The organism is Paenibacillus aceris (genome assembly GCF_017874035.1).
Taxonomy (GTDB): Bacteria; Bacillota; Bacilli; order Paenibacillales; family NBRC-103111; genus Paenibacillus_E; species Paenibacillus_E aceris.
In genome coordinates this window covers 77,449-101,250 of the sequence record NZ_JAGGKV010000014.1, presented here as the reverse complement: position 1 = coordinate 101,250, position 23,802 = coordinate 77,449, and the positions used below count along the sequence as shown (strand labels likewise).

General features: G+C 46.5%; 17 protein-coding genes and 1 other annotated feature. All 17 genes read left to right on the top strand.

Going from position 1 to position 23,802, the window contains the following annotated elements:
- Positions 1-30: 30 nt before the first annotated feature.
- The 17 genes from J2Z65_RS22960 (at position 31) to J2Z65_RS22880 (ending at position 23,747) form a co-directional block, all read left to right on the top strand.
- Complete coding sequence (locus J2Z65_RS22960; protein ID WP_167052494.1) at positions 31-1,815, top strand: histidine kinase; 1,785 nt, start codon at positions 31-33, stop codon at positions 1,813-1,815.
- An 11-nt stretch (positions 1,816-1,826) separates the two neighbouring features.
- Positions 1,827-3,032 (top strand): response regulator transcription factor, encoded by a 1,206-nt coding sequence (locus J2Z65_RS22955; protein WP_167052496.1) that lies wholly within the window; start codon positions 1,827-1,829, stop codon positions 3,030-3,032.
- 1 nt (position 3,033) lies between these two features.
- Positions 3,034-4,920 carry a substrate-binding domain-containing protein gene (locus tag J2Z65_RS22950; protein ID WP_167052498.1) on the top strand — a complete coding sequence of 629 codons (1,887 nt, stop codon included), beginning with the start codon at positions 3,034-3,036 and terminating at the stop codon, positions 4,918-4,920.
- Positions 4,921-4,938: 18 nt separating this feature from the next.
- Positions 4,939-5,487 (top strand): GNAT family N-acetyltransferase, encoded by a 549-nt coding sequence (locus J2Z65_RS22945; RefSeq protein WP_167052500.1) that lies wholly within the window; start codon positions 4,939-4,941, stop codon positions 5,485-5,487.
- A 320-nt stretch (positions 5,488-5,807) separates the two neighbouring features.
- Complete coding sequence (locus J2Z65_RS22940) at positions 5,808-7,577, top strand: sensor histidine kinase (RefSeq protein ID WP_167052501.1); 1,770 nt, start codon at positions 5,808-5,810, stop codon at positions 7,575-7,577.
- Complete coding sequence (locus tag J2Z65_RS22935) at positions 7,570-8,733, top strand: response regulator (RefSeq protein WP_167052503.1); 1,164 nt, start codon at positions 7,570-7,572, stop codon at positions 8,731-8,733. The genes J2Z65_RS22940 and J2Z65_RS22935 overlap by 8 nt, the downstream gene beginning before the upstream one ends.
- 133 nt (positions 8,734-8,866) lie before the next feature.
- On the top strand, positions 8,867-10,216 hold the full coding sequence (locus tag J2Z65_RS22930; RefSeq protein WP_167052506.1) for an ABC transporter substrate-binding protein: 1,350 nt from the start codon (positions 8,867-8,869) through the stop codon (positions 10,214-10,216).
- A gap of 81 nt (positions 10,217-10,297) precedes the next feature.
- Positions 10,298-11,164, top strand: a complete 867-nt coding sequence (locus J2Z65_RS22925) for a carbohydrate ABC transporter permease (protein ID WP_167052508.1) — start codon at positions 10,298-10,300, stop codon at positions 11,162-11,164.
- A complete protein-coding gene (locus J2Z65_RS22920; protein WP_167052510.1) occupies positions 11,161-11,991 on the top strand; it encodes a carbohydrate ABC transporter permease in 831 nt (276 codons plus the stop codon). Before J2Z65_RS22925 ends, J2Z65_RS22920 begins: the two co-directional genes overlap by 4 nt.
- 35 nt (positions 11,992-12,026) lie before the next feature.
- Positions 12,027-14,924 (top strand): alpha-L-rhamnosidase, encoded by a 2,898-nt coding sequence (locus J2Z65_RS22915; protein ID WP_167052512.1) that lies wholly within the window; start codon positions 12,027-12,029, stop codon positions 14,922-14,924.
- A 38-nt stretch (positions 14,925-14,962) separates the two neighbouring features.
- Positions 14,963-16,546: an alpha-L-rhamnosidase-related protein gene (locus J2Z65_RS22910; protein WP_167052514.1), complete on the top strand. Its 1,584-nt coding sequence runs from the start codon at positions 14,963-14,965 to the stop codon at positions 16,544-16,546.
- Entirely contained in the window at positions 16,527-18,191 is a 1,665-nt protein-coding gene (locus J2Z65_RS22905; protein ID WP_167052516.1) for a glycoside hydrolase family 3 protein, read from the top strand. The genes J2Z65_RS22910 and J2Z65_RS22905 overlap by 20 nt, the downstream gene beginning before the upstream one ends.
- A 119-nt stretch (positions 18,192-18,310) precedes the next feature.
- Complete coding sequence (locus J2Z65_RS22900; RefSeq protein WP_167052518.1) at positions 18,311-19,318, top strand: DUF3231 family protein; 1,008 nt, start codon at positions 18,311-18,313, stop codon at positions 19,316-19,318.
- Between the two features lie 209 nt (positions 19,319-19,527).
- Positions 19,528-20,298 (top strand): class I SAM-dependent methyltransferase, encoded by a 771-nt coding sequence (locus tag J2Z65_RS22895; RefSeq protein ID WP_167052520.1) that lies wholly within the window; start codon positions 19,528-19,530, stop codon positions 20,296-20,298.
- Positions 20,295-20,603: a hypothetical protein gene (locus J2Z65_RS22890; RefSeq protein WP_167052522.1), complete on the top strand. Its 309-nt coding sequence runs from the start codon at positions 20,295-20,297 to the stop codon at positions 20,601-20,603. Before J2Z65_RS22895 ends, J2Z65_RS22890 begins: the two co-directional genes overlap by 4 nt.
- 48 nt (positions 20,604-20,651) lie before the next feature.
- Positions 20,652-20,916 (top strand) — a binding site (T-box leader).
- Between the two features lie 210 nt (positions 20,917-21,126).
- Positions 21,127-22,212, top strand: a complete 1,086-nt coding sequence (gene asd / locus J2Z65_RS22885) for an aspartate-semialdehyde dehydrogenase (protein WP_167052524.1) — start codon at positions 21,127-21,129, stop codon at positions 22,210-22,212.
- A 296-nt stretch (positions 22,213-22,508) separates the two neighbouring features.
- Positions 22,509-23,747, top strand: a complete 1,239-nt coding sequence (locus tag J2Z65_RS22880) for a molybdopterin molybdotransferase MoeA (RefSeq protein ID WP_167052526.1) — start codon at positions 22,509-22,511, stop codon at positions 23,745-23,747.
- The last annotated feature ends 55 nt before the right edge of the window (positions 23,748-23,802 follow it).

Here is a 23,802-nt window from a genome sequence, read left to right as displayed (position 1 = left end):
AAGAACGAATAAATGAAGAGGAGGATCGCAGTGAGGGCATATCTTCGTTGGTGGCATGATCGCAGCATACGCTTTAAGCTGAACTGCATCTTTCTCTTAATTATTCTGATCTCCATTCTTACGCTGAGCTTCTGGGGAATTCGAACCTACAGCAATTATTCAGAAAATCAGGCGGATCAAAGCACGCTTCAAATGATTCATCAAGTAGAAAGCAATGTGGATTACTATATCGATCATTTAAAAGATGTTCTCCATTACATAAGTCTGGATTCCGAAGTTGAGAAGTTCATGCATATGAGTGAACAAGAAGTGACGAAGGAAGAGGTTACCCGGATCGACAAAACGTTGTCCATGTATGCCGATCGCAACAAGGAAGTCATGGGGATTATGCTGGTCAATAAAAGCGGTGCTTTTACATCCCATGATATGTACCGGATTACTCGTGATTCTCTGGTCGAAGAAAGCTGGTTCCAGGATGCTATTAAAGCGCCTTCAGAAACAATGATCATTAGCAATCCGATAGGCCGTAACGTTTCAACTTCTCAAAATTACAGCTCTTATGATGTATTATCGCTCGTACATGCCGTGGTAGATCCTCAGACGAATGAAGTGATGGGGGTCGTTCTTATGGATTTGAGAATGGATATGATTAAATCCATATTTGAAAATGTGAAGCTGGGCAAATCAGGATTTATGTACATATTGGATCATAAAGGCAATATTGTGTATGCTCCAACGAACGATATCGTGTATCGCATTCAAGGAAAGTGGCTCCCGGACGATTTGCAAGGAAGTTTAACGCAAAAAATTAAAGGGCACGATTATCGCATTTTGTTTAATGATTCCGAAACAAATAAGTGGCGGTTCATTGGCGTTATTCCTAATGACGATTACCAACGGGTCATCACGGATATTCAACTTTACACCTTCATCGTTACGTTCATTACGATCGTTTTAGCTGCACTGCTATCCACTTATTTTACAGGTACATTGATTCGTCCCATCCGTAAGCTGATGAGTTTGATGAGCAATGTGAGAAACGGTGAGCTTAATCAACGGTTTGTTTCGGAAACCAAAGATGAGATCGGACAGTTAGGGAATAGCTTTAATCATATGTTGGAAGAAATTAATAATTTAATTAGTGTGGTTTACATGGAGCAGAAAAAAAAGCGGGAAGCTGAGCTGCAAGTACTTCAAGCCCAGATCAAACCGCATTTTCTATATAATACGTTGGATACGATTGGCTGGATGGCTCAGGAATATGAAGCCGACGATATCATTGAAGTTATCGGGGCGCTTACGAATCTATTCCGGATCGGCTTGAATCGTGGAAACGAGTGGATTCCAGTCCGGGACGAGGTCAAGCACGCGGAGAGTTATATGATTATTCAGATGTCCCGCTATATGGATAAATTAGATTTCAATTTCGATATTCCAGAGCATCTGTATAATTACCATGTACTAAAGTTAATTCTGCAGCCTTTGATTGAAAACGCGATTTATCATGGGATTAAGGCGAGAACAGGCAAAGGGAAAATTAGCATTTCCGCCAAGCAGGAGCTGGACCTGATTTGTTTTCGAATCATCGATGACGGGGCTGGAATTCCGCCGGCGAAGCTGGAGGAAATCAACCAAATTTTACGTGGCGAGAAAATGCGCGAGGATCGGTACGGTATTGGATTGTTCAACGTGAACGAGCGTATACAATTGACATATGGAACCGCTTTCGGAATCCAAATCTTCAGTGAGCTCGGTAAAGGAACAACCGTCGAAATCAAGCATCCAATGGTGCAAGCAATGAAAAAGTCAGGATGAGGTGACGAATCATGTGGAAACTAATGATTGCAGACGATGAACCACGCATTCGTAACGGTCTTTGTAAAACGCTTCCATGGGCAGATATGGGCATCGAGGTAGTTGCTGAAGCAGAGAATGGCAAAGAAGCATTAGAGATCGCGGCTTCGGCTTGTCCTGACCTTATGTTTGTGGATATCAACATGCCGTTCATGAACGGTCTTGAATTAATTGAAAAATTACAAATTCAAAATCCGAATTGCTTAGTGATCGTCATCTCCGGGCATGATGAATTTGCATATGCCCAGCAAGCGGTTCGGCTCAACGCCTTTGATTACTTGCTAAAGCCTGTGCAAAAAACGGAGCTCGGCGCAGCGGTAAACAAAGCAATAGACGTATTGATGAAGGATCGCGTTGAACAGAAGCATACCCAGTGGATGAACCATAAACTGGAGTTCAACGCTTTAACCATGCGCGAAGAGTTTTTTAGTAAATGGATCACAGGAAAGCTTACGAAGGAACAGTTTGAGGAAGAATGGCTTTTCTTTCAGCCGCAGTTTCACGGGAAAATCAGCATGCTGCTCTTGAAGCCGCTCGGCAAAATTACCGCAAATGTGCAGAATAAGATTTGGGACCCGCCTTTGCTCGAGTTTGCGATCAAAAATATTTTAACCGAAATGCTGCCGCAGCTGCCTGTGTCCGTCATTTTCAGCGTAGAAAAAGGTCGTATTGCCGCACTCTCACAAATTTCAGACCTAGCAAGCATCCGTGCTATCTATCAAGAATTTGAGCGTGTAGTCATAACTCATTTGGGAGTCAGCATGCTTCTAAGCCATACGGTTGTCGAACAGCTTGAAGATGTTCCAAGACATTATGAAGAGCTGCATCAGGAACTGCTTCGTGAAAGCGCTTTGACCCCGATCGTTATGATGACGAAGAAGTATTTGGAGACTTACTATTATAAGGAAGATTTATCCTTATCCGAAGTAGCCGAACAGATGAACGTGAACGCGACTTATTTAAGCAAATTGTTAAAGAGAGATTTGGGAAAATCGTTTGTAGATTGCCTTACCGACATTCGTATTAAGAAAGCCATTCAATATCTGAACGATCCTACTTCTAAAATTTATGAAATTGCTCAGAAAGTGGGATACCAATCCCAGCACTATTTCAGCCATACATTCAAAAAAATGACAGGCGTATCGCCTCTGGAATATAGAAAACGTGGAGACTACTAGGATGAGGGTTCCTTCAAAAAAAGGGTTCATATGGCTGCTTATTTACAGCTTGATTGGCCTGGTTGTGGTCATGCTTGTCGCAAGCCTTCTGCATCTTAAAGCGGTGAAAGATGAGCCTGATTTTTTAATTGGCATTAGCCAGCCAAACCTGAATGAACCAAGGCAGCTCTTAATGAACAATGAAATTCGAAAAGAAGCGGAAAAGCACAAGAACGTTAAGCTTATTTTTACAGATGCTGCCGAAAACAGTGAGAAGCAGGTGCATGATGTTCAAAAGCTGATGAAGTACGGCATCGATCTGCTCATTATTTCGCTGAATGATTCCGAGAAGCTGACGCCTATCGTGACTGAGGTCTATAAGGAAATTCCAGTTATTGTTCTGGGACGCGGCGTCACCGGCTATGATTATTCGCTGTTTATTGGGTCTGATAATTTATCGATTGGTAAAAAATCAGGCAAATTAGCTGCGGATTTACTAGGGGGCGCACCGGCGGATATTGTGGAAATAAAAGGAGCCGTCAGCTCAAGATCGGTAGAAGAGACCAGCCGTGGATTTCGAGATTATTTGTCCAATTCCCCCTCTATTAAGGCGGATAAAGTCATCGTTGGGGACTGGCAGCGGGATCGGGCGGAGGATGAATTAAGTCGCATTTTGCCCAGCTCTCCTGGTGTTAAGCTTGTATTTGCGCATAGTGATGCGATGGCGCTTGGGGCTTACCGGGCGATTGATGCATTAGGCCTGCACGATGTGCAAATCATCGGTATTGATGGGCTTGACACCTTAAATGGAGGATTTGATTTAGTTAAACAAGGTGTTCTGAGCGGAACAGTTACTAGCCCGACAGGGGGAAGGGAATCGATTCAATATGCACTCGATATCCTGAACCGTGAGAAAGTTATACCGAAAAAAATCATTTTGGGAAGTCATCTCATTACTCAGAAAAATGCCAGAGAAGTTGAGGCTGCAAGCGATCCGGGCCAAATGACATCGCGTATGGATGTGAATACGAGGAAAACGAAGCTCGGAGTAGCCGTCGTAGGCTCTGAAAGCAGCTGGCGGGCAGCCAATACGGAATCGATTAAAAATGCGGCCGGCCAAGACCTCAACATCGACCTGATCATGCAGAACGCAGAAGGCAGTCAAGATAAGCAAATCGAGATTATTCGCAATTTTATTAAGCAAAAGGTGGATGTTATTGCCTTCACGCCAATTGTTGAGACTGGCTGGGACAATGTCTTGGCTGAAGCTAAAGCAGCCGGCATACCGGTTATTCTGACCGACCGCAAAGTGAAAGTTGAAGATGACTCTTTGTGGACAACATTCATTGGTTCCGATTTTGTTGAAGAGGGACGGCGAGCTGCCAGATGGGTCGTCGAGCACAAGCCCGTGGCTGGGGAAACGAAGATAGTGGAACTTCAAGGAACTGCCGGGTCTGCACCTGCCATTGAGCGCAGACAAGGATTTGATGAGGTTCTCTCACAGAATGCTGGATTTCGTGTTATCGCTTCAGAGATCGGTGATTTCACTACGGAGAGCGGCCAACAGTTGATGAGTAAAGTGCTTCAGCAGGGAACGGTACCGCAGGTTGTTTTTGCACATAACGATGATATGGCGCTCGGTGCAATCAAAGCGATTGAACAGGCGGGTTTGAAGCCCGGCAAAGACGTCGTTGTGATTTCGGTGGATGCAACGAAGCTCGCTTTTCAAGCTATGCTGGCAGGAAAGCTAAACATGTCTGTAGAATGCAATCCTCTACTGGGACCGCAAATTATTAAAGCAGCCAAGGAACTCGCGACAGGCAAAGAAATTCCTGTAAATATTATTACTGCGGAAAGTATTTTCTCTCAGGAAACGGCTAAACGTGATGTTTCGACACGAAAATATTGATCGAAGACGGAGTGCCTCATGCAAAACTATATCTGGTCAGGTAAAAAAGTTCGATTACGGCCCATTCTGTCTTCGGATTGGGAGAAATTCCATCAGAATGATTTTGATTCGGAGGGTGCCAGGTACTGCGATATCATCTATTTTCCAAGATCCGAAGAAGGAACCAAAGCTTGGGCATCACAGCAATCAGTGAATGCGCCGGTAGGGGATAATGTCATGCTAGCCATTGAAACATTGGATGGTGAACTCGTTGGAAGCATCAGCACGAACAGCTGCGATCGACGGCATGGGACTTTTAAATACGGAGCAGCCATTTTTCGCGGACACTGGCGCAAGGGATATGCTTCAGATGCAATCAAGGTACTGCTGCGGTATTATTTCGAAGAGCTCCGTTATCAGAAAGTTACGGCGCATGTTTATGCGTTCAATGAAGGTTCAATTGCGCTGCATGAGCAGCTCGGGTTTGTACAAGAGGGAAGACTGCGGAATATGATCTTTACGAAGGGGCAGTACTTCGATGAGTTTGTATTTGGCTTAACCAAAAGTGAGTATGAGAAATTGACATAAGGTACGATACGTGCGACCTTCTTATTCCCGCCTTATTGAAGAAAAGAACGCTATGGACTACTCCGCTATTGGGAATAAGATGGCGCTTGATGCGGCAGAAAAGCTTTTCGCTAAATAAACAATCATAAAGGCTATTCCCAGTCATTCAAATATGACAAGGGGATAGCCTTATTTTGTGTACGCCTCAGGCCGACCCAAAAAAATCGGATATGCATCCAAAAAATAAGCACATTATGTGATTAGTAGGGATCTAGCTATAATACCCTTATAACGATTAAGAGACTTTAGGATTACAGCTTGCAAAGAACGGGAGGTGCAGCATGAAAAATCGGTTACGGTCCATTTTCTCAACTTTTCGGTTTCAGCGTCTTAGAAGCCGGTTTCTGGTTGCCATGATCATCATATCGCTGCCCCCGCTGTTCATCTTAGGTTATATTTCTTTCAATATTGCCAAGAACACATTGATGGAGACGAACGCGCAAACCTATGAAAATCACTTGGAAACCTCAAGTGAAGTGGCGGATTTACTTTTTCGCAGCATCATTAATATGAATCGTTCCATTGTTGTGAACAATGAGGTGCGGGAGGTATTGTTCACCAGCAATGTTCCACAGAGCAGCGAGCCTAATTCGACGAGCGAATGGTCCTCCAATAAGCTGCAAAAGGCGATTAACAGCAATCAATTCGACACGAAGTTTGTAAACTCCATCTGTGTGTTGAATTTGGACTTTAAAACCTTCTGTGCAGGACGCTCTGACGATGCGGGCATCTATGAAAAGCCGGATAAAGCGAGGCTCATTCAGCAATCCCAGTGGTACCAAAGCGCTTTACAGGATCAGGGGAAAGTTGTTTTTCTAGGCTACGACATCTTCCAAGAGTCCAAAAATTCGTTTTCCACGGTCAAATTATTTCGCGATGCGTCCAGCCCGAACGGCGAGGCGATCGGTATGCTTGTCGTGAATATTTCCACAGCTATTTTCAATAATATTTTCAATGAAAACAGCAATGCCGGCGGTTTCATGGCGCTTGATAATTCAACGGAACTGAGTAAAATCGTGTTCAATAACGGGCTCGCCAGTGATTCGTCCCTTAACGAAGGGAACAAGCAATCGCTTATTCAGCAATTGGAGAAGCAGGGGTATCTGATCAGCCAATACCAGAACCAAACGACAGAATGGACTTTCATCCATTTGATCAAAGTGAACGAGCTGCTGAAGCAGTCCAATAAAATACGCACGGTGACAACGCTCATCGCGGTTTCGATGGGGATCATTGCGCTGTTGTATTCGATTTTTATTTCCGGCAGCATTACCCGACCGCTTCTCACGATTAAGAAAATGATGGTGGAATGGACGAAAGGAGCCCGTGAATTCGACGAAACGTTTGAACAGGATGAAGTAGGGACGATCGGGGAAACGTTCAAGCGGGTTGTTTACGAAAATAAACAATTAAATGAACGCTTGATCCATTCGGAATTGAAGGAGCGGGAGGCTGAGCTCAGAGCACTGCAGGCGCAGATAAAGCCTCATTTTTTATATAACACGTTGGATTCCATCTACTGGATGGCGACACTTCAAAAAAACCATGACGTCGCGCAAATGGCGATTTCTTTGTCGGAAAGCTTTAAATTGAGTCTGAATAAGGGCAAAGAAACGATCTCCGTGTACAAGGAATTAAAACATATCGAACATTACATGACGATTCAAAATATTCGTTATCATAACCGGTTTACGTATGTGGAAGAGGTCGAGCCTGTCATTATGAGCATGGATATTATGAAGCTGCTGCTGCAGCCGCTAGTCGAGAACGCGATCTACCATGGCTTGGAGCCCAAGGTGGGGAAAGGGATGATACGGCTTACCGGCAAGCGGGAAGACGGTCTTCTTGTTTTTACCGTGGAGGATGATGGGGTAGGCATTGCCGATTTGGCAGCGACGCAGCAGGGATATGGCTTGAAAAATGTGAGGGAGCGATTAGCGCTCTATTATGGCGATACCAGTTCGTTAACGATTTCAAGTGAAGTGAATCAGGGCACACAAATTACCATTCGCTTTCAACCATTCGCAGAAAAGAGGGATGCAGATGCTTAAAGCTGCCGTTTTTGATGATGAATATATCGTGCTTCAGGGACTTCGGGAGATGATCGACTGGTCCAGCTATGGCATTGAACTCATTGGTACGGCAGACAATGGACTCTCTGCGCTAGAGCTATTTCGAGAGCACCAGCCTGAGCTTATTTTTACCGATATTCGGATGCCTGGGATGGACGGTCTTGAGCTCATTGAAGAAATTTTGCGGGAAGCGCCTGAGACGTTATGTATCGTTTTTAGCGGCTTTAATGAGTTTGAATATGTGAAAAAGGCGATCAACCTTGGGGTGGCCGATTATTTGGAGAAGCCGATTACGATCCCGACGATCGAGAAAGCGATTCGCAAAGCAATGGATACAATCAGCAGGCAGCAAGAAGTCGCTGCGCTCAAATCGAAAGTGAGCAGCAGTCATCGCGGGCTCCTGGAAAAAGCAACATTAGATCTGCTATTCATCGGGGATGAAGGGGTTGCCAAATGGCGGGAAATCTATGGCGCAAAGGCGGAGGAGATCGCGGGAGTAACGGTTATGGCATCCAACTCAGACCTGCCTTCTGCTCAGGAACATGCTGATTATGAGGCAATCGCTTTCCGGCACGGGGAGGAGAGATACGTGGTTTTCGCTCATTTTCGGCTGCCGGCTCCCGAGTTCTGGGAAACGCTGTTATTAAGTGCGGAACAAGCCGACATCACCGTGGGGTGCGGCCGAACGTATACGCAATTGAAGGATGCCGCTTTGAGCTGCAAAGAGGCGCTGCAAACTCTGCGTTCGGCTCATGTTTTGGGCGAGAGAGGGATAATCAGGTCGGATGCTCGTGAGCAACCGAAAATTAGCTCCGTGACACATGCGCGAGCTTACATGGAGCAGCATTATACGCGCGATGTGACCCTGCAGGAGGTTGCCGAGCATGTCGGAATGAACCCGACGTATTTCAGTGTGCTTTTTAAAGAAGAAGTAGGTGAGTCCTACATTAAATATTTAACCCGCATTCGGATGGAGCTTGCCAAAACGTTGCTGAGCCGCGGTTTGAGGGTTAACGATGTCAGTGAGAAAGTAGGGTATCATACCTACAGGCACTTTTCGGAAGTGTTTAAAAAGTACACGGGGGTTACGCCGGGCCAGTACAAAGATCAGCTGCCCGATTTTGCGGGAAACTAAAAAATACGGACATCAATCTGAAGAATGACGCACTGCCTACGGTTAGGAAAAGCGATTAAGATAAAGGCACGGGGCAATCGTAAAGCACAGAAATCGATTCATCCTGACCAAGATGACTAAGGGGGATTTGCAGATGAGTAAAAAGGGAACCAAATGGCTGGCGGCTATGTCCACTTCAGCATTATTGGCTGTCGTGGCCGCAGGCTGCGGAACAGCTTCGACTTCAAACGGCGATACGAATGGGCAAGCGGCCGGAGGCGGCTCCACCAAATCCGATGAGAAAGTAACCATTTCCTTGTTAATCGATAATACACAAGATTCCGTCAATATGGCAAAAGGGGTTGTCGCGGCGTTCGAAAAGAAAAATCCGAACATTCACGTTGAAACCGAAACGCGTCCGGGCGGAAGCGAAGGCGACAACCTGGTGAAAACGCGTATGGCGACAGGGGACATGACCGATGTGTTCTTCTATAACAGCGGATCGCTAATGCAAGCGCTTAATCCGGAGACGAATTTGCTGGACCTCACGAACGAACCTTTCCAAACGAATGTGATTGATTCTTTCAAACCGACCGTTTCTTTCAAAGGGAAAATTTATGCCGGTCCTATCGGCTCCACAATGGCTGGCGGCTGGTTTTATAACAAAAAGATTTATGCCGATCTTGCTCTTTCCGTTCCGAAAACATGGGCCGAGCTCATGGCTAACAGCGAGAAAATTAAAGCGGCCGGCATCACCCCTGTGATCGGTTCCTATAAAGATGATTGGACGACACAATTGGTCGTATTGGCGGACTATTACAATGTACAAGCAGCGGATCCGAAATTTGCGGATGACTACACGACGAACAAAGCGAAGTATGCGACAGATGCAGCGGCCTTCAGAAGCTTTGAAAAGCTGGAGGAAATCGCCAAGAAGGGCTATATAAACAAAGATTTCTTGGCAACAACCTACGATGCCGGCCTGAAAATGCTGGCGGAAGGCAAAGGCGCTCAATACCCGATGCTCTCCTTCGCAACGCCTGCTTTGCAGCAAAACTTCCCTGACAAAATGAAGGACATTGGCTTTTTTGCACAGCCTGGCGATAACGCGGCGTCTAACGGTTTGACGGTTTGGATGCCAAGCGGGGCTTACATCTACAAATCAACGAAGCATCCGGAGCAAGCGAAGAAATTCGTTGAGTTCATTGCTTCCTTGGACGGCGTAGCTGCTCAATCGGAAGCCTCGGTGCCTTCCGGTCCGTATGCCATCAAGGGATCCAAGCTGCCGGATAACGTGGCGCAAGCCGTTAAGGATATGGCGCCATATTTTGACACGAATAAAACAGCTCCTGCTTTGGAATTTGTATCCCCGATCAAGGGCTCAAGCCTGCCGCAAATTACAACGGAGGTCGGAGCAGGCATCAAGTCGGGCAAGCAGGGTGCTGAAGTGTACGATAAAGATGTAGAGAAACAAGCCAAGCAGCTAGGGCTTCAAGGCTGGTAAGCAAAAGATTAAACAATGGGGAGTCGGCGATGCAATCTTCATGCAGGACCGGCTCTTTTCTCAAACATAGGGGTGATTTCGATGGCCAAGGTGTTCAAACGTACGTACTCATATGCTTTTCTCATTCCTGCAGCCATTATTTATTTATTGATTTTCATCTTTCCGACCATCATGTCTTTCTTCTTTAGCTTAACAAGATGGAATTTAACAAGCTGGACGTTTATCGGTTTAGATAATTTTAAAATGTTCTTTCAAGAAGCTTCACTCCTGATCGGATTTAAAAACACGCTGATTTATGCGGTTGTCACTTGCGTTCTCAAGGTTGTTCTTGGTTTGTTGTTAGGCGTCTTCTTAACTTCAAAAATAAGGGCCAAAAGTTATCTGAGGTCTGTCATATTTTTTCCAACCTTACTTAGTACCATTGCAGTGGGCATTACCTTCAGCATGATGATGCATCCAACACAAGGCTTGATTAATACGGCGCTATCGGCGATTGGCGTGACTGGACCTGATTGGTTAGGCGATACGCGCATTGCGCTGTTATCGGTGGCTCTTGTCGATGTTTGGAAGGGAGTAGGCTTTGCGACCGTTATTTATATCGCGGGCATACTCTCGATTCCCCAGGAATATTATGAAGCGCTACAGATGGATGGAGGAGGTGCGCTCCGCAAGTTTTGGAACATTATTCTTCCCTTAAGCCGTCCTGCTACGAATTCGGTCATCATTCTATCGTTTATCGGTGGACTGCGCTCCTTCGACCTTGTTTGGGCGATGACCAAAGGGGGACCTGGCTTTACGACCGACCTGATTGCCTCCATCATTTATAAACAGTACCAGGGCGGGTATTACGGACTTGCAACGGCCGGTAACGTCATATTGTTTATCGTTGTTTCAGCGCTAGCCCTTCCTCTGTATACCTACTTAAACAGAAAAGAGGCTGAGCTATGAGCAGAAAAGTTAAAGGCTTAAGCCTTGAAATCGTTGCCATACTGATGACGGTCGTCGTCTTCTGGATTCCTTTCTATTTCGTCATCGTCAATGCCTTAAAAGATAGGAAAGAGTCGGCGTTACTCAATTTAGCCTGGCCTTCCACGATGCATCTCTGGGACAACTTGAAAGAAGTCGTCATGGCGCGAAATTATATGCTGTTACGCGCTTTCTACAATAGTACGCTGCTGACGGTTCTATCGATTGTCGTCTTAGTGCTTGTCTGTGCCATGGCCGGTTATGTCATGCAGCGCAGAACGGATCGCGCGACACCTTGGCTTAATTTCCTTGTTCTTTCAGGGCTAATTATTCCGCCCGCAATTGTACCGACGATTTGGGTGCTTAATGGCATCGGATTGTTCAAAACATTGCCTGGACTCATTCTCGTCGAGGTGGCGCTAGGTTTTCCTTTTGGTGTTTTACTCTACAAGGGCTTTATGTCCACGATCCCGCGCGAAGTGGATGAAGCTGCGGTGGTGGATGGCTGCAGCGGGTTTAAACTCTTTTATACAATTATTTTACCGCTTTTGCAGCCAGTGACGGCAACGATCATTGTAACGTCTTCCGTTGGCATTTTCAATGATTTCACGAATCCGCTGTACTTCTTCCCCGGGGCCAAGAATGCGACCGTACAACTCACCTTGTATAACTTCCAAAGTCAATTCGTTACCCAGTGGAATTTGCTGTTCATGAATATTTTGCTGATTACGTTACCGCCTCTGATCTTGTTTATTTTCTTTAATAAAAAAATTGTCGCCGGCATGACAGCTGGCTCGGTTAAGGGCTAGCAGACATTTCGAATAACAATATAAGGAGGATTACTATGGATTCATTAAAAGTCTCAACCTTGAGGTGCGAATACAGAACGAATCCGCTTGGCATAGGAGCCCGGAATCCACAGCTGAGCTGGCAAATTGAATCCGAGCGCCGCGGCACTATGCAGCGGGGATATCAGATCGTTGTCGCCAATGAATGGGGAGATTTCAATGCTCCCGTGTGGGATACAGGCTTCACGGAATCCGATCAATCGATTCAAATTGCTTATGAGGGAGAGGAACTGAAATCCAGAACTCGATATTGGTACAAGGTTAAAGTGTGGGATCATTTTGGACGCGAGTCGGCATGGAGCGATGCCGCTTGGTGGGAAATGGGGCTGCTGGATCAAGGAGAGTGGCAGGCAGCGTGGATCAGCCCTGATCGGAATGAAATCGATCCGCAGTCAGAGCCTGCTTTTCTGCTTCGCAAAGACTTTGATGTGCTGGGGGATGTTCAGTCCGCGCGAATTTATGCAACAGCGGCAGGTGTATACGAGCTGTATGTGAATGGCGAACGGGTTTCCGATGAATGGCTTGCGCCTGGTTGGACGAGTTATCCGAGCCGCTTGCAGGTTCAAACTTATGAGGTAACAGACCTGCTGTGCAAGGACGGAAACGGGCTAGGCATCGTGCTTGCCGACGGCTGGTACAAGAGCGGGATGGGCTTCGAGGGCAAAAACTTCAAATACGGCGAACAACGCGCTGCTCTCGCACAGCTGCACATTACTTACAAAGACGGAACGGAATCCATTGTAGGGACAGATGCCTCGTGGAAAGCTTCTACAGGTCCCATTCAATATGCTGCGATTTACCATGGGGAGACCTATGACGCTCGTTTGGAGCATGCTGGATGGAGCAGCGCGAATTTTCAAGATGACGAGTGGAAGCCCACACAAGTGTGTTCAGACATAAGCTTGGATGTGCTGGTTCCTCAAGAGAATGCACCGACTCGTGTGACAGAGAAGCTGCGTCCTATTGCTGCATTCGTAACGCCTGCCGGCGATAACGTGCTGGATATGGGTCAAAATATGGTTGGCCGCGTGCGCGTTACGGTCAATGCGCCTGCAGGGACGCGAATTGTGCTTAAGCACGCTGAGGTTTTGGACAAAGACGGCAATATTTATTTCGGCAATTTGCGGGCAGCCAAGCAAGTTGTGTCCTATATTACCAAAGGGAACGGTCCTGAAAGCTATGCTCCTTATTTCAGCTTCATGGGCTTTCGCTATGTGAAGGTTGAGGGCTTCCCAGGCCAAGAGAACGGCCTGCCGCTGGACGCTTTCGTTGGTGAAGTCATGCATACGGATATGGAGCCGACAGGGGAGTTTGCTTGCTCGGACGCGAGAGTGAATCAGCTGCAAAGCAACATTCGCTGGGGACAACGAGGCAATTTCCTTGACGTTCCGACGGATTGCCCGCAGCGCGACGAGCGCTTAGGTTGGACGGGGGACGCCCAAGTTTTCATCTCTACCGCTTTATTCAACTACCAGGGCGGACCTTTCTTCACGAAATGGCTGCATGATTTGAAAGCGGAGCAGAAGCCGAATGGCGGCGTTCCCTTTGTCGTGCCGAATGTCGTGGGCGGAGAGAATTCAGCTGCCTGGGGAGATGCGGCCGTCATCTGTCCTTGGACCGTTTACCAGTACTATGGTGACAAGCGTCTGCTTGCCGAGCAATATGAGAGCATGAAAGGTTGGATTGCGTACATCCGATCCCAAGGCGAGCAGGAATTTATATGGAACACTGGCTTCCATTTCGGCGATTGGCTTGCTTTGGATGCAAAAGAAAACAGCTACATCGGCGCGACGCCGACGGCTCTGATCGCAACGGCTTATTATGCCTATTCCACTCGCATTGTCCGGGATGCCGCCCAAGTTTTGGGCCATGATGAGGATGCTCGCGAATTGAATGAACTGCATCAAAACGTCATTCAAGCTTTCCGCGATGAATTTATGACCAAGACCGGGCGTATTGCGTCCCCTACCCAAACTGCGCATATTCTTGCGCTCGTCTTTGATTTGGTGGACGACAGCGTGCGAGCCCGGGTAGCGAAAGATTTGAACCAACTCATTATAGATAATGACTATCATTTAACAACAGGCTTCGTTGGCACGCCATACTTGTGCTTTGCGCTTTCGGATAGCGGCTACCACGAGACGGCTGTGAAGCTCTTGCTGCAAGAAAGCTATCCGGGCTGGTTGTACTCCGTTTCCAAAGGGGCGACGACGATCTGGGAGCATTGGGACAGCATCAAAGCCGACGGTTCATTCTGGAGCGACGATATGAACTCGTTTAACCATTATGCCTACGGCGCCATCGGCGATTGGATGTATCGCAAAATAGCGGGACTGGATATGGATGTATCCGTTCCGGCGTTCAAGAAAATCCACATCGAGCCGTTGTTCGGGCTGAACAGCCTTTCTTACGCCAAAGCTGCGCATACGTCTCTTTATGGGCGTATCGAATCCGGTTGGCAGGTGGATAAAGGGGATATCCGGGTCCAGCTGCGTGTCCCGGCGAATACTTCCGCACAAGTTATTCTTACAGGCGCTGCTATTGGAGCTATAAAAGAAGGTGAAATTGAGCTGGACACCACGCTTCCCGGCGTATTGGCCATTAGCGAAGTCGATCAAGGTGTTCGCATCCTCGTAGGCTCTGGCGATTACTCATTCAGTTACACCAATAGCGATTTATTCCGTGTCCAATATAATGAGCATTCCAGAATTCAAGATGTGCTGGAGGATGAGGCGGCTGCAGCCGTTTTGAAAAAACATATGCTTGCTTTGATTGAAGGGCCTTTTCTAAATTTCGTACGAAAATCAACGATTAAACAGTTAGGCGAGAATACGATGACAGGCGTTACGCGACAGCAAATCGACGCTTTGGTTGCGGATTTAATTCTTTTATAAGGGGCTTCCTTTTATCTGGATAGGGGTGTTTATAGGTAATGGGTATTCATCAAAAGTTTGTAGAAAAGGCGGAGAAGCTCGTTCCCGACTTGCATAAGACTATCGTTTGGCCGCAGTCGGTTATTGAAGTCGTAGTGGACGAAGAGGCCTTCCAGGGGTGGAGAACGCAGCCGGCAGGGGCTGTCACTGATAAATTGGCTCAATCCTTTGGTAAAGGCGAGAGCTTCATTCTGGATTTTGGCGATCATCAAGTCGGTTATGTCTCTCTTACGATCAAATCTGAGGGCAGTCCTCAAGATGCCCCGCTTGGGCTTAAGCTGATCTTTGGCGAGATGCCGTGCGAAGTAGCGGAGCTTTTTGACAGCTATGAGGGCTGGCTCAGCAAGTCCTGGCTGCAGGAGGAAACGGTCTATATCGACGTTCTTCCTGCGGTATTAAAGCTTCCGCGCCGCTATTGCTTCCGTTATTTAAAAGTGGAGGTTATCGATACCTCCAGAAAGTACACGGTTTCTTTCGCGGATATCCGCTGCACGGCTGTTACATCCGCGGATGTTTCGAAAGTGAAGCCACTTCCTGCTGAATTGCCAGAAGACTTGGCTGCGATCGATAGGATCAGCATCAAAACGCTGCAGGACTGCATGCAAACGGTGTTCGAAGACGGGCCGAAGCGGGATCGCAGGCTGTGGATCGGAGATCTAAGGCTTCAAGCGCTGGCGAATTATTATACCTTTGGGCATTATGACCTGGTTAAGCGCTGCTTGTACTTGTTTGGGGGGATGACCCTTGAAGATGGAACTGTAGGGGCTTGTGTATTTGAAAAGCCGCATCCGATCGTCGACGATACGCGTTTATATGATTATGCGCTCTTTTTCGTAGCGACTTTGTATGATTATTATGAGACTTCTAAGGATCGAGAAGCTTTAGTCGAGCTCTGGCCAGTCGCGCTGGAACAGATCCGTATCGGGCTTAGCCGGCTGGATGCGTCTGGACTTGTTCGAGATGACGACACTTGGTGGTGCTTTACGGACTGGCATCCGAAGCTCAACAAGCAAGCATCCGCGCAAGCGGTCTTATTATACAGCCTCACAAGAGGCCATGCTCTGGCCGAAGTGCTGGGGGAAGAACAAGAAGCAGCGTTCATTGCGGACCAAATGAATCGCGTTAGGCGTGCGTCACTCACCCACTTATGGGATTCCGAGAAGAACTTCTTTGTAAGCGGGCCGGACAAGCAGATTTCATGGGCTTCTCAAGTTTGGATGGTTTTGGCAGGCGTTTTGAATGAAACGGAGAATGCTCAGTTAATGGATCGGTTATTTGAACAACCTCCTGAAATAGGCATGACAACCCCTTATATGCATCATCATTTGATTGAAGCGTTATTTGAAAGCGGTAGAACGGAAAAAGCCGTGGAACAAATGAGAGCCTATTGGGGAGAAATGGTGAAGGACGGAGCAGATTGCTTCTGGGAGATTTATAACCCGAATGATAAAAAGCTTTCGCCTTACGGCAGTAATTTAATCAATAGCTACTGCCATGCTTGGAGCTGCACACCGACGTATTTTATTCGAAAATACTTGCTGCCAGGGGAGGCTGCGAAAGAAGATGACGGAAGATCAGCTTAGAGGCAAGCCTTTTTATTTATCCGAGGCGGACCTGTCATGGGTGAAGGAAACAAGGGACGGACTCCGTTTGGAAGAAAAAGTCGGACAGCTCTTTGTCGTTGTTCAGACGCCATTTTTACCTGAGCAGGAGGATCTGTTAAGCATTAAGCCTGGCGGCGTGCATCTATTCGCCTTTAGCCCGGAAGCCACGAAAGTCAATCAGCAGGCGAAAATAGCGGACATGCAAAGCCGCAGCAAGCTGCCGTTGCTCGTTACCGGGGATTTGGAATCCGGTGGCTTCGGCGGAGCGATTGACGGCACGAACCTTGGCATGAATATGCAGGTAGCGGCTACTGGCAAGCCTGAGTTGGCGCGGTCTTTTGGCAAGGGGATTGAAGTGGAAGGAACTGCCATGGGCTTTAACTGGGTATTCGGGCCTGTGCTGGACATTAACTATAATCATCAGAATCCGATCGTTAATACGCGTGCTTTCGGGGATACACCCGAAGTGGTGGAGACTTATGCGCTTCCGACACTTGCGGGCGTACAGGAAAGCGGCCGAATGGCGGCATGCGTCAAGCACTGGCCTGGTGACGGAATGGACGATCGCGATCAGCATAAAGTACTGACGGTGAATGATATGCCGATGCAGCGGTGGCGTGAAACGTATGGACATGTGTACCGTTCGGCATTCGATGCCGGCGTGAAAAGCGTTATGAGCGCTCATATCGCACTTCCTGCTTACTACGAAGAGCTTGGGATCACCGATGTGAGAACGAAATATACGCCGGGATCGCTTTCTTATGAACTGAATGTTAAGCTGCTTCGAGAAGAGCTGGGCTTTAATGGCTTGGTCATCTCGGATGCAACCGCGATGGTCGGTATGACGAGTTGGGGTTCTCGCCGCGAATTAGTGCCCCAATGTATTGCCTCCGGCGTGGATATGTTCCTGTTTACAACCGATCTCAAATACGATTATGAAGCGATGCTTCAAGGAGTCAGAGATGGCGTTATCACGCAGGATCGATTGGATGAGGCCGTGACCAGAGTGCTGGCCCTCAAAGCTTCTCTAGGGCTTCATCTGCCGGATAAGCCTGAGCAGGATTTGGCGAAAGTAGGCTCGCCTGAACATCTGTTATTGGCCGAACAACTGGCGAGGGACTCGGTAACGCTTGTGAAGGACACGCAGCAATTGCTGCCGATTTCAACAAAGAAGCATAAGCGGGTTCTGCTCATTTCCACCGCGAGTGAAGGCTCACTCTTCACCGGAAATGGCGCCGGTGGCTATTTATTCGAGCGGATGCTGGTGAAGGAAGGCTTTGAGGTGGTCAGAAATTACCGTCTCAAGCAGGAAGAGAACGACATTGATCTCGTGATCTATTTGACGCAGAAGGCGCCGGGCTTTATGCAAAATTCCTTGCGGTTGTCACCGGAGGAAGCGGGCGGAATTTTTAATTGGTACCCGACGTATGTGCCGACACTGTTTATTTCACTTGGCAATCCTTATACCTTATACGAACTGCCGACCATGCCGACCATGATCAACGGTTATAATGCCTCTGCTGCGGTACAGAAGGAAATCCTGGCTTGCCTGCTGGGTAAGCAGCCATTCCGAGGCATTTCGCCAGTAGATGCGTTTTGCGGCTTGGAAATGGCGCGGCTGTAATGATGCTATAAGATATCGGTGAATTGGCTCTGGATAATCTTTCCCCGTTAGGAAATGATAAATGAAAGTAAACATCATGTTGAGAGATAAATAATAATTCACATAAAGGAGACTAACAAATGGAGTCGGCCGATATCCCATTGACATCTTCAGAAATAGGCAACTTGTGGATGACATATCAAGAAAAAACAATGTTATTGAGGGTCTTAGAATATTTGCTTGAGCACGCAGATAATGAAGAAGTTCAACAAATCTTAAAATCGACATACACCTCGTCCGAGCAAACGGTAGAAACCATCAAACGGATTTTTCAAGATGAAGGGGCGGTTATTCCTCTTGGCTTTACGGTCAATGACGTAAATAAAGGGGTTCCTAAGTTATTTGATTATCTGTATGAACCGATGTTTCTACACATGATGAGTAAAATTGAAGCCAGCCTTTTTGCGTTGTACTCAACAATGTCCTATCGGAAAGACATAAGACAGCTATTTAAACAGTTAACAGCAAGCTCACAAGAGATGTATGATCAATGCACGCAATTCCTTTTGGAAAAAGGAGTTCTTGTGCGGCCGCCATTTATGTCAATGCCCAAAGAAGTTACCTTTATTCAGAATGATAGTTATTTATCAGGTTTAAATATTTTCAAGGAAAAAAGAGCTTTAAACGCGATTGAGATTTCCTTATTGCATCACGCCATTGAGACAAATCTTACAGGGATGCAGCTTATGATCGGATTCGCTCAAGTTGCGAATGATACAAAAGTACAAGAATATTTTGTTAAAGGCATGAAGTTGTCCAAAGAGATTGAAACCACTTTGGGGGAATTTTTGCGCGAGGATTATATTGAGCCGCCGGCCACACACGCTGGAAAAGCAACGAGTTCTACGGTCGCTCCGTTTTCAGACAAGTTAATGATGTACCTCACCAATTTGTTAGGGTCTTTTGGTATTGGCAGCAATGCGCTTGGCGGCGCGTTCAGCCTACGCAGCGATCTGCCGCTCTCGATGGCTCGGCTTGCACAAAAAATTCTGCCCTTTGTCAAAGAAGGCGGGGAGCTCATGATCAAGCACGGTTGGCTGGAAGAACCGCCGCAAGTCGAAGATAGAAGGCAATTAACAAAATCATGATGGAGAGAATAAGGATACCAACATAGCCACTCCGTTAACGGGGATGGCTTTTTTGCATGGATACGGGTTGATTTGCTTGGCGCAACGCTTGCGGCGGCGGGGGTGAAAACTGCTCTGGCATTTTGTGCGGTTTTGCAATAAAATGGAATTATAAATAATGAAACCTGATTTCATCTAATGAAACATTTTGTATGGGAGAGTGGTTCATAATGGATAGTAAAGAGCGGTTTTCTAATCGAGTGGACACGTATGTAAAGTACCGTCCAAGTTATCCGACAGAAGCGATTAATTATTTGTACGATGTTATCGGATTTCATCCCCATTCTGAAATAGCCGACATCGGTGCAGGAACAGGTGTTTTTTCAAAGCTGCTTCTTGCGCGGGGCAGTCATGTAACGGCTGTCGAGCCGAATGATGAAATGCGGAAAGCAGCTGAAAGGATGCTCGGAGGAGAGAACCATTTTTCCATCGTTTCGGGGTCCGCTGAGGCGACGGGGCTGCCCGATCACTCCATAGATGCTATTGTTTGTGCGCAGTCGTTTCATTGGTTTGATCGCAGCGCGGCGCAATTGGAGTTCAGACGCATTCTGAGACCGGGTGGAAAGGTCGTACTGATTTGGAATTCACGGCTCACTCACGGCACCTTGTTTCGAGAACAGTATGATCAATTGCTTCAAACCTTTGCCACTGACTACAAAGAAGTCAATCATAAAAATATTTCGCGGGATATCCTGCTTTCCTTCTTCAAACCAGGCACGATGCAAGAAGCAGGGTTCATCCATGGGCAAATTTTCGATTTTGAAGGTTTAACCGGCAGGTTGCTCTCGTCTTCCTATTCCCCGGGACCAGGGGATCCGCGCTACGAAACAATGATAGAGGAACTGCGGAACGTATTTGAACGTAACAACCAGGAAGGTACAGTGTCATTTGACTATGAGACCCAAGTGTTTTGGGGAGAAATAAGGGAGGAATCGCAATGAGTCAACGATATCGCATTACAAGAGCTCTACAGGAAGAAGGCAATTCAGTAAAAACAATATCTTTGGAGGAATGCAAACAGTATTTTTCGTCCAAGGCTGATTTTTCCTATACATCCGTATTTACAGTAACAGGCGCTACCACGATGTCGATAGATGGGGATTTTTTCATGTGGAGCTACGGCGACATTAAGATCCCTTTCCGGCACTACCAGGGAGATATCTATGTATCGGGCACGAATGAGGCTGTGATCCCCAAGATGATGGAAGTTGCGAGCGAATTAAGAGCGGATATTGTGGAAGGGTAAAAAATGTGTTTACGTTGCATGCGATATCTGATAGAATTATCGCAACATTCAAATGCGAGGAAGAGAAGAGTAAATAAATGAAATTCTTTCACAGAGAGCTCCGTTAGCTGGAAAGGAGTAAAGAATTCTTTATTGAAAAAAGCCTCAGAGCAGCACATCGGAACCACTTGAAGTGGGGATGGTGTGCCAGGAGCTCCTGTTATAGAGCTAAAGTATACGCATTACCTGGTAATGTCGTACTTGAAGAGGCTAATATGGCGACATATTAGCGAATCTGGGGTGGTACCACGAGCATACAAATCTCGTCCCTAAGGCTGATTATAGTCTTGGGGGTGGGATTTTTTTATATTTTCCAAAGAAATGCAGCTAACTTATCGTATAGGGTACACCAAATCATGCTTTTTGAATATTTTTTAGGGAGATCCTTCGTGCCTTATTCGAATGCCGAATGATAAGCGGTAAGGCGATGCATGGAAATGAAGGGACCCCTTTATCATGCCACTTGAAAGGAATGGAATAAGTAATGTCAGAAAAATTAAAAGTTGGTATTGTTGGAGGAACAGGAATGGTGGGTCAGCGCTTTGTACAGCTGCTGGATCAGCATCCTTGGTTTAAAGTAACAGCTATCGCAGCTAGTGCCGGTTCTGCAGGTAAAACTTATGAAGAATCCGTGCAAGGCAGATGGAAGTTGGCCACCCCGATCCCTGAAGATGTGAAACATATTGTTGTGCAGGACGCATCCAAAGTGGAGGAGGTTGCCGCTCAGGTCGACTTTATTTTTTGTGCCGTTGATATGAAAAAGAATGAAATTCAAGCACTGGAAGAAGCTTACGCCAAAGCGGGCACGCCTGTTATTTCCAATAACTCGGCTCACCGCTGGACGCCTGATATCCCCATGGTTATTCCGGAAGTTAATCCAGGGCATATTGAAGTTATTGCTGCGCAGAGAAAACGTCTCGGAACCTCGACCGGTTTTATTGCTGTTAAGCCTAACTGTTCCATTCAGAGCTACGTGCCTGCGCTTCATGCGCTGCTTGATTTCAAACCAACTCAAGTCGTTGCATCGACGTATCAAGCGATTTCCGGAGCTGGCAAAAACTTTACCGATTGGCCTGATATGCTGGACAATGTCATTCCTTATATTGGCGGCGAGGAAGAAAAAAGCGAGCAGGAACCGCTTCGCATTTGGGGCAGCATTGTAAATAATGAAATTATTAAAGCTACGGCACCTTTAATTACAACGCAATGTATCCGTGTACCTGTAACAGACGGACATTTGGCTACAGTATTTGCATCATTCGAGAAAAAGCCTGCTAAGGAAGAGATTCTTGCTCGTTGGCAGCAATTCAAAGGCCGCCCGCAGGAGCTTGGTTTGCCTAGCGCTCCGAAGCAGTTCATCACTTATTTTGAAGAAGAAAACAGACCGCAGACGAAGCTTGATCGCGACATTGAGCGCGGCATGGGCGTTTCGGTAGGCAGATTACGCGAGGACTCCTTATACGACTACAAATTCGTAGGATTATCTCATAATACATTGCGTGGAGCAGCCGGTGGTGCTGTGCTAATCGCCGAACTGCTGAAAGCAGAGGGTTACATTCAAGCAAAGTAGACGAAAAGAACGACAAAACAGCAAGCCTTCCTATAAGCTAGGGGCTTGCTGTTTTTTTTTTGTTGCAGGGCTGGGCATCTGACTGAGTGAGGCCTCAATGTTGCTTAATGGTTGTGTTATATTTTATTACGCGGAAATAAAAATAACATGATCATCACGAGTTATTTTAATGAAAAACTTCAAGTGGTGTTATGAAATATAACATTTCATATTGAATTAAATCGTAAAACGATATATATTGGTTATAATTTGTATGATCTAAATATAATTGGTATGTTTTCGAAAGGGGGAAAAGGATGGAAACAACGGTATCTGGTCGAATAGCGGTTACTGTTGAAGAGGGTGTCGAGCAGTTGTTATCACACTGCACTAAGGAAATAATCGAGGATGTACCGCTAATGCGTGCAACCGGAAGAGTATTGGCTCGCGATTTCTATAGCATTTTTCCAATACCTCATTTTCGAAAAGCAGCGATGGATGGATATGCCGTTCATTTCAGCAAAATTGCCTCTGCTACTCCTCGTAAACCCGTTGTATTACCTGTAACATCCGAATTAAGAGCAGGTTCTTCCATGCTGCATGAAGGAAATCAAGCGGCGGTACGAATTTATACAGGAGCTCCCGTTCCTGAGATCTATGACACTGTCATTATGCAGGAGGCTGTTCTCTCGCTTGAGGAGGAATATCCGAATGTTCGTTTTCCGCATCCGACAGAAAGAGGTAAGCATATCGCAGAGATTGGAGAGGATATTCGCGAAGGAACGCTTATTCTTGATGAAGGCACAGTCATAACAGCCAAAGAAGTTTCTATTTTAGCTTCGTTCGGGCTTCATGAAGTTGGGGTATATCGTAAACCGACTGTAGCGATTATCCCAATCGGCGACGAATTGCAACTGCCGGGAGAATTGCTAAAGCCAAACCACTTATATGAATCAAATGGATTCATGTTGGAAGCTAGATTGAAAGAGATCGGCGCTAATTGCCTGCGGTATGATCCAGTGCCCGATCATCCATTCCTGATCCACAGCGCGATTCAGACAGCACTGATGGATGCAGATGTCATTCTCACATGCGGCGGTGTTTCCGTCGGAAAGTATGATTATATGCTTCAAGTGATGAAGGAAATTTCCAACCAAACATTGTTTACGCAAGTATTATTGCGACCTGGTTCACCGACATCCGCCTTTGTAGTAAACAAGAAGTTAAGTTTGCATTTGTCTGGTAATCCTTCGGCCTGCTTCACTGGGTTTGAGCTGTTCGTTAAGCCCGCGCTCCTTTTCAAGTCTGGGAGAAAGAAGTTTCGAAACGAGGTGGTTGAAGCTTTACTAGCTGACGATGTGAGAAAACCTTGCCCTTATCCCAGGTATGTTCGGTCTTTTGCGGAAGTTCGAAACAGTACGTTGTACGTAATGCCGCTGACGAATGACAAATCCGGCAATATAGCGGCTTTCGCAAACACAAATGCTTTAACGTTGATTCCTTCTGGTGGGCAGGGAGCTAAAAAAGGGGATAAGGTTCAATTGTTTCAGATCTAAGTATACAGGCTGGTCTATTATCATAAAGTCTAGTTATACATAGCGCAAAGTTTAC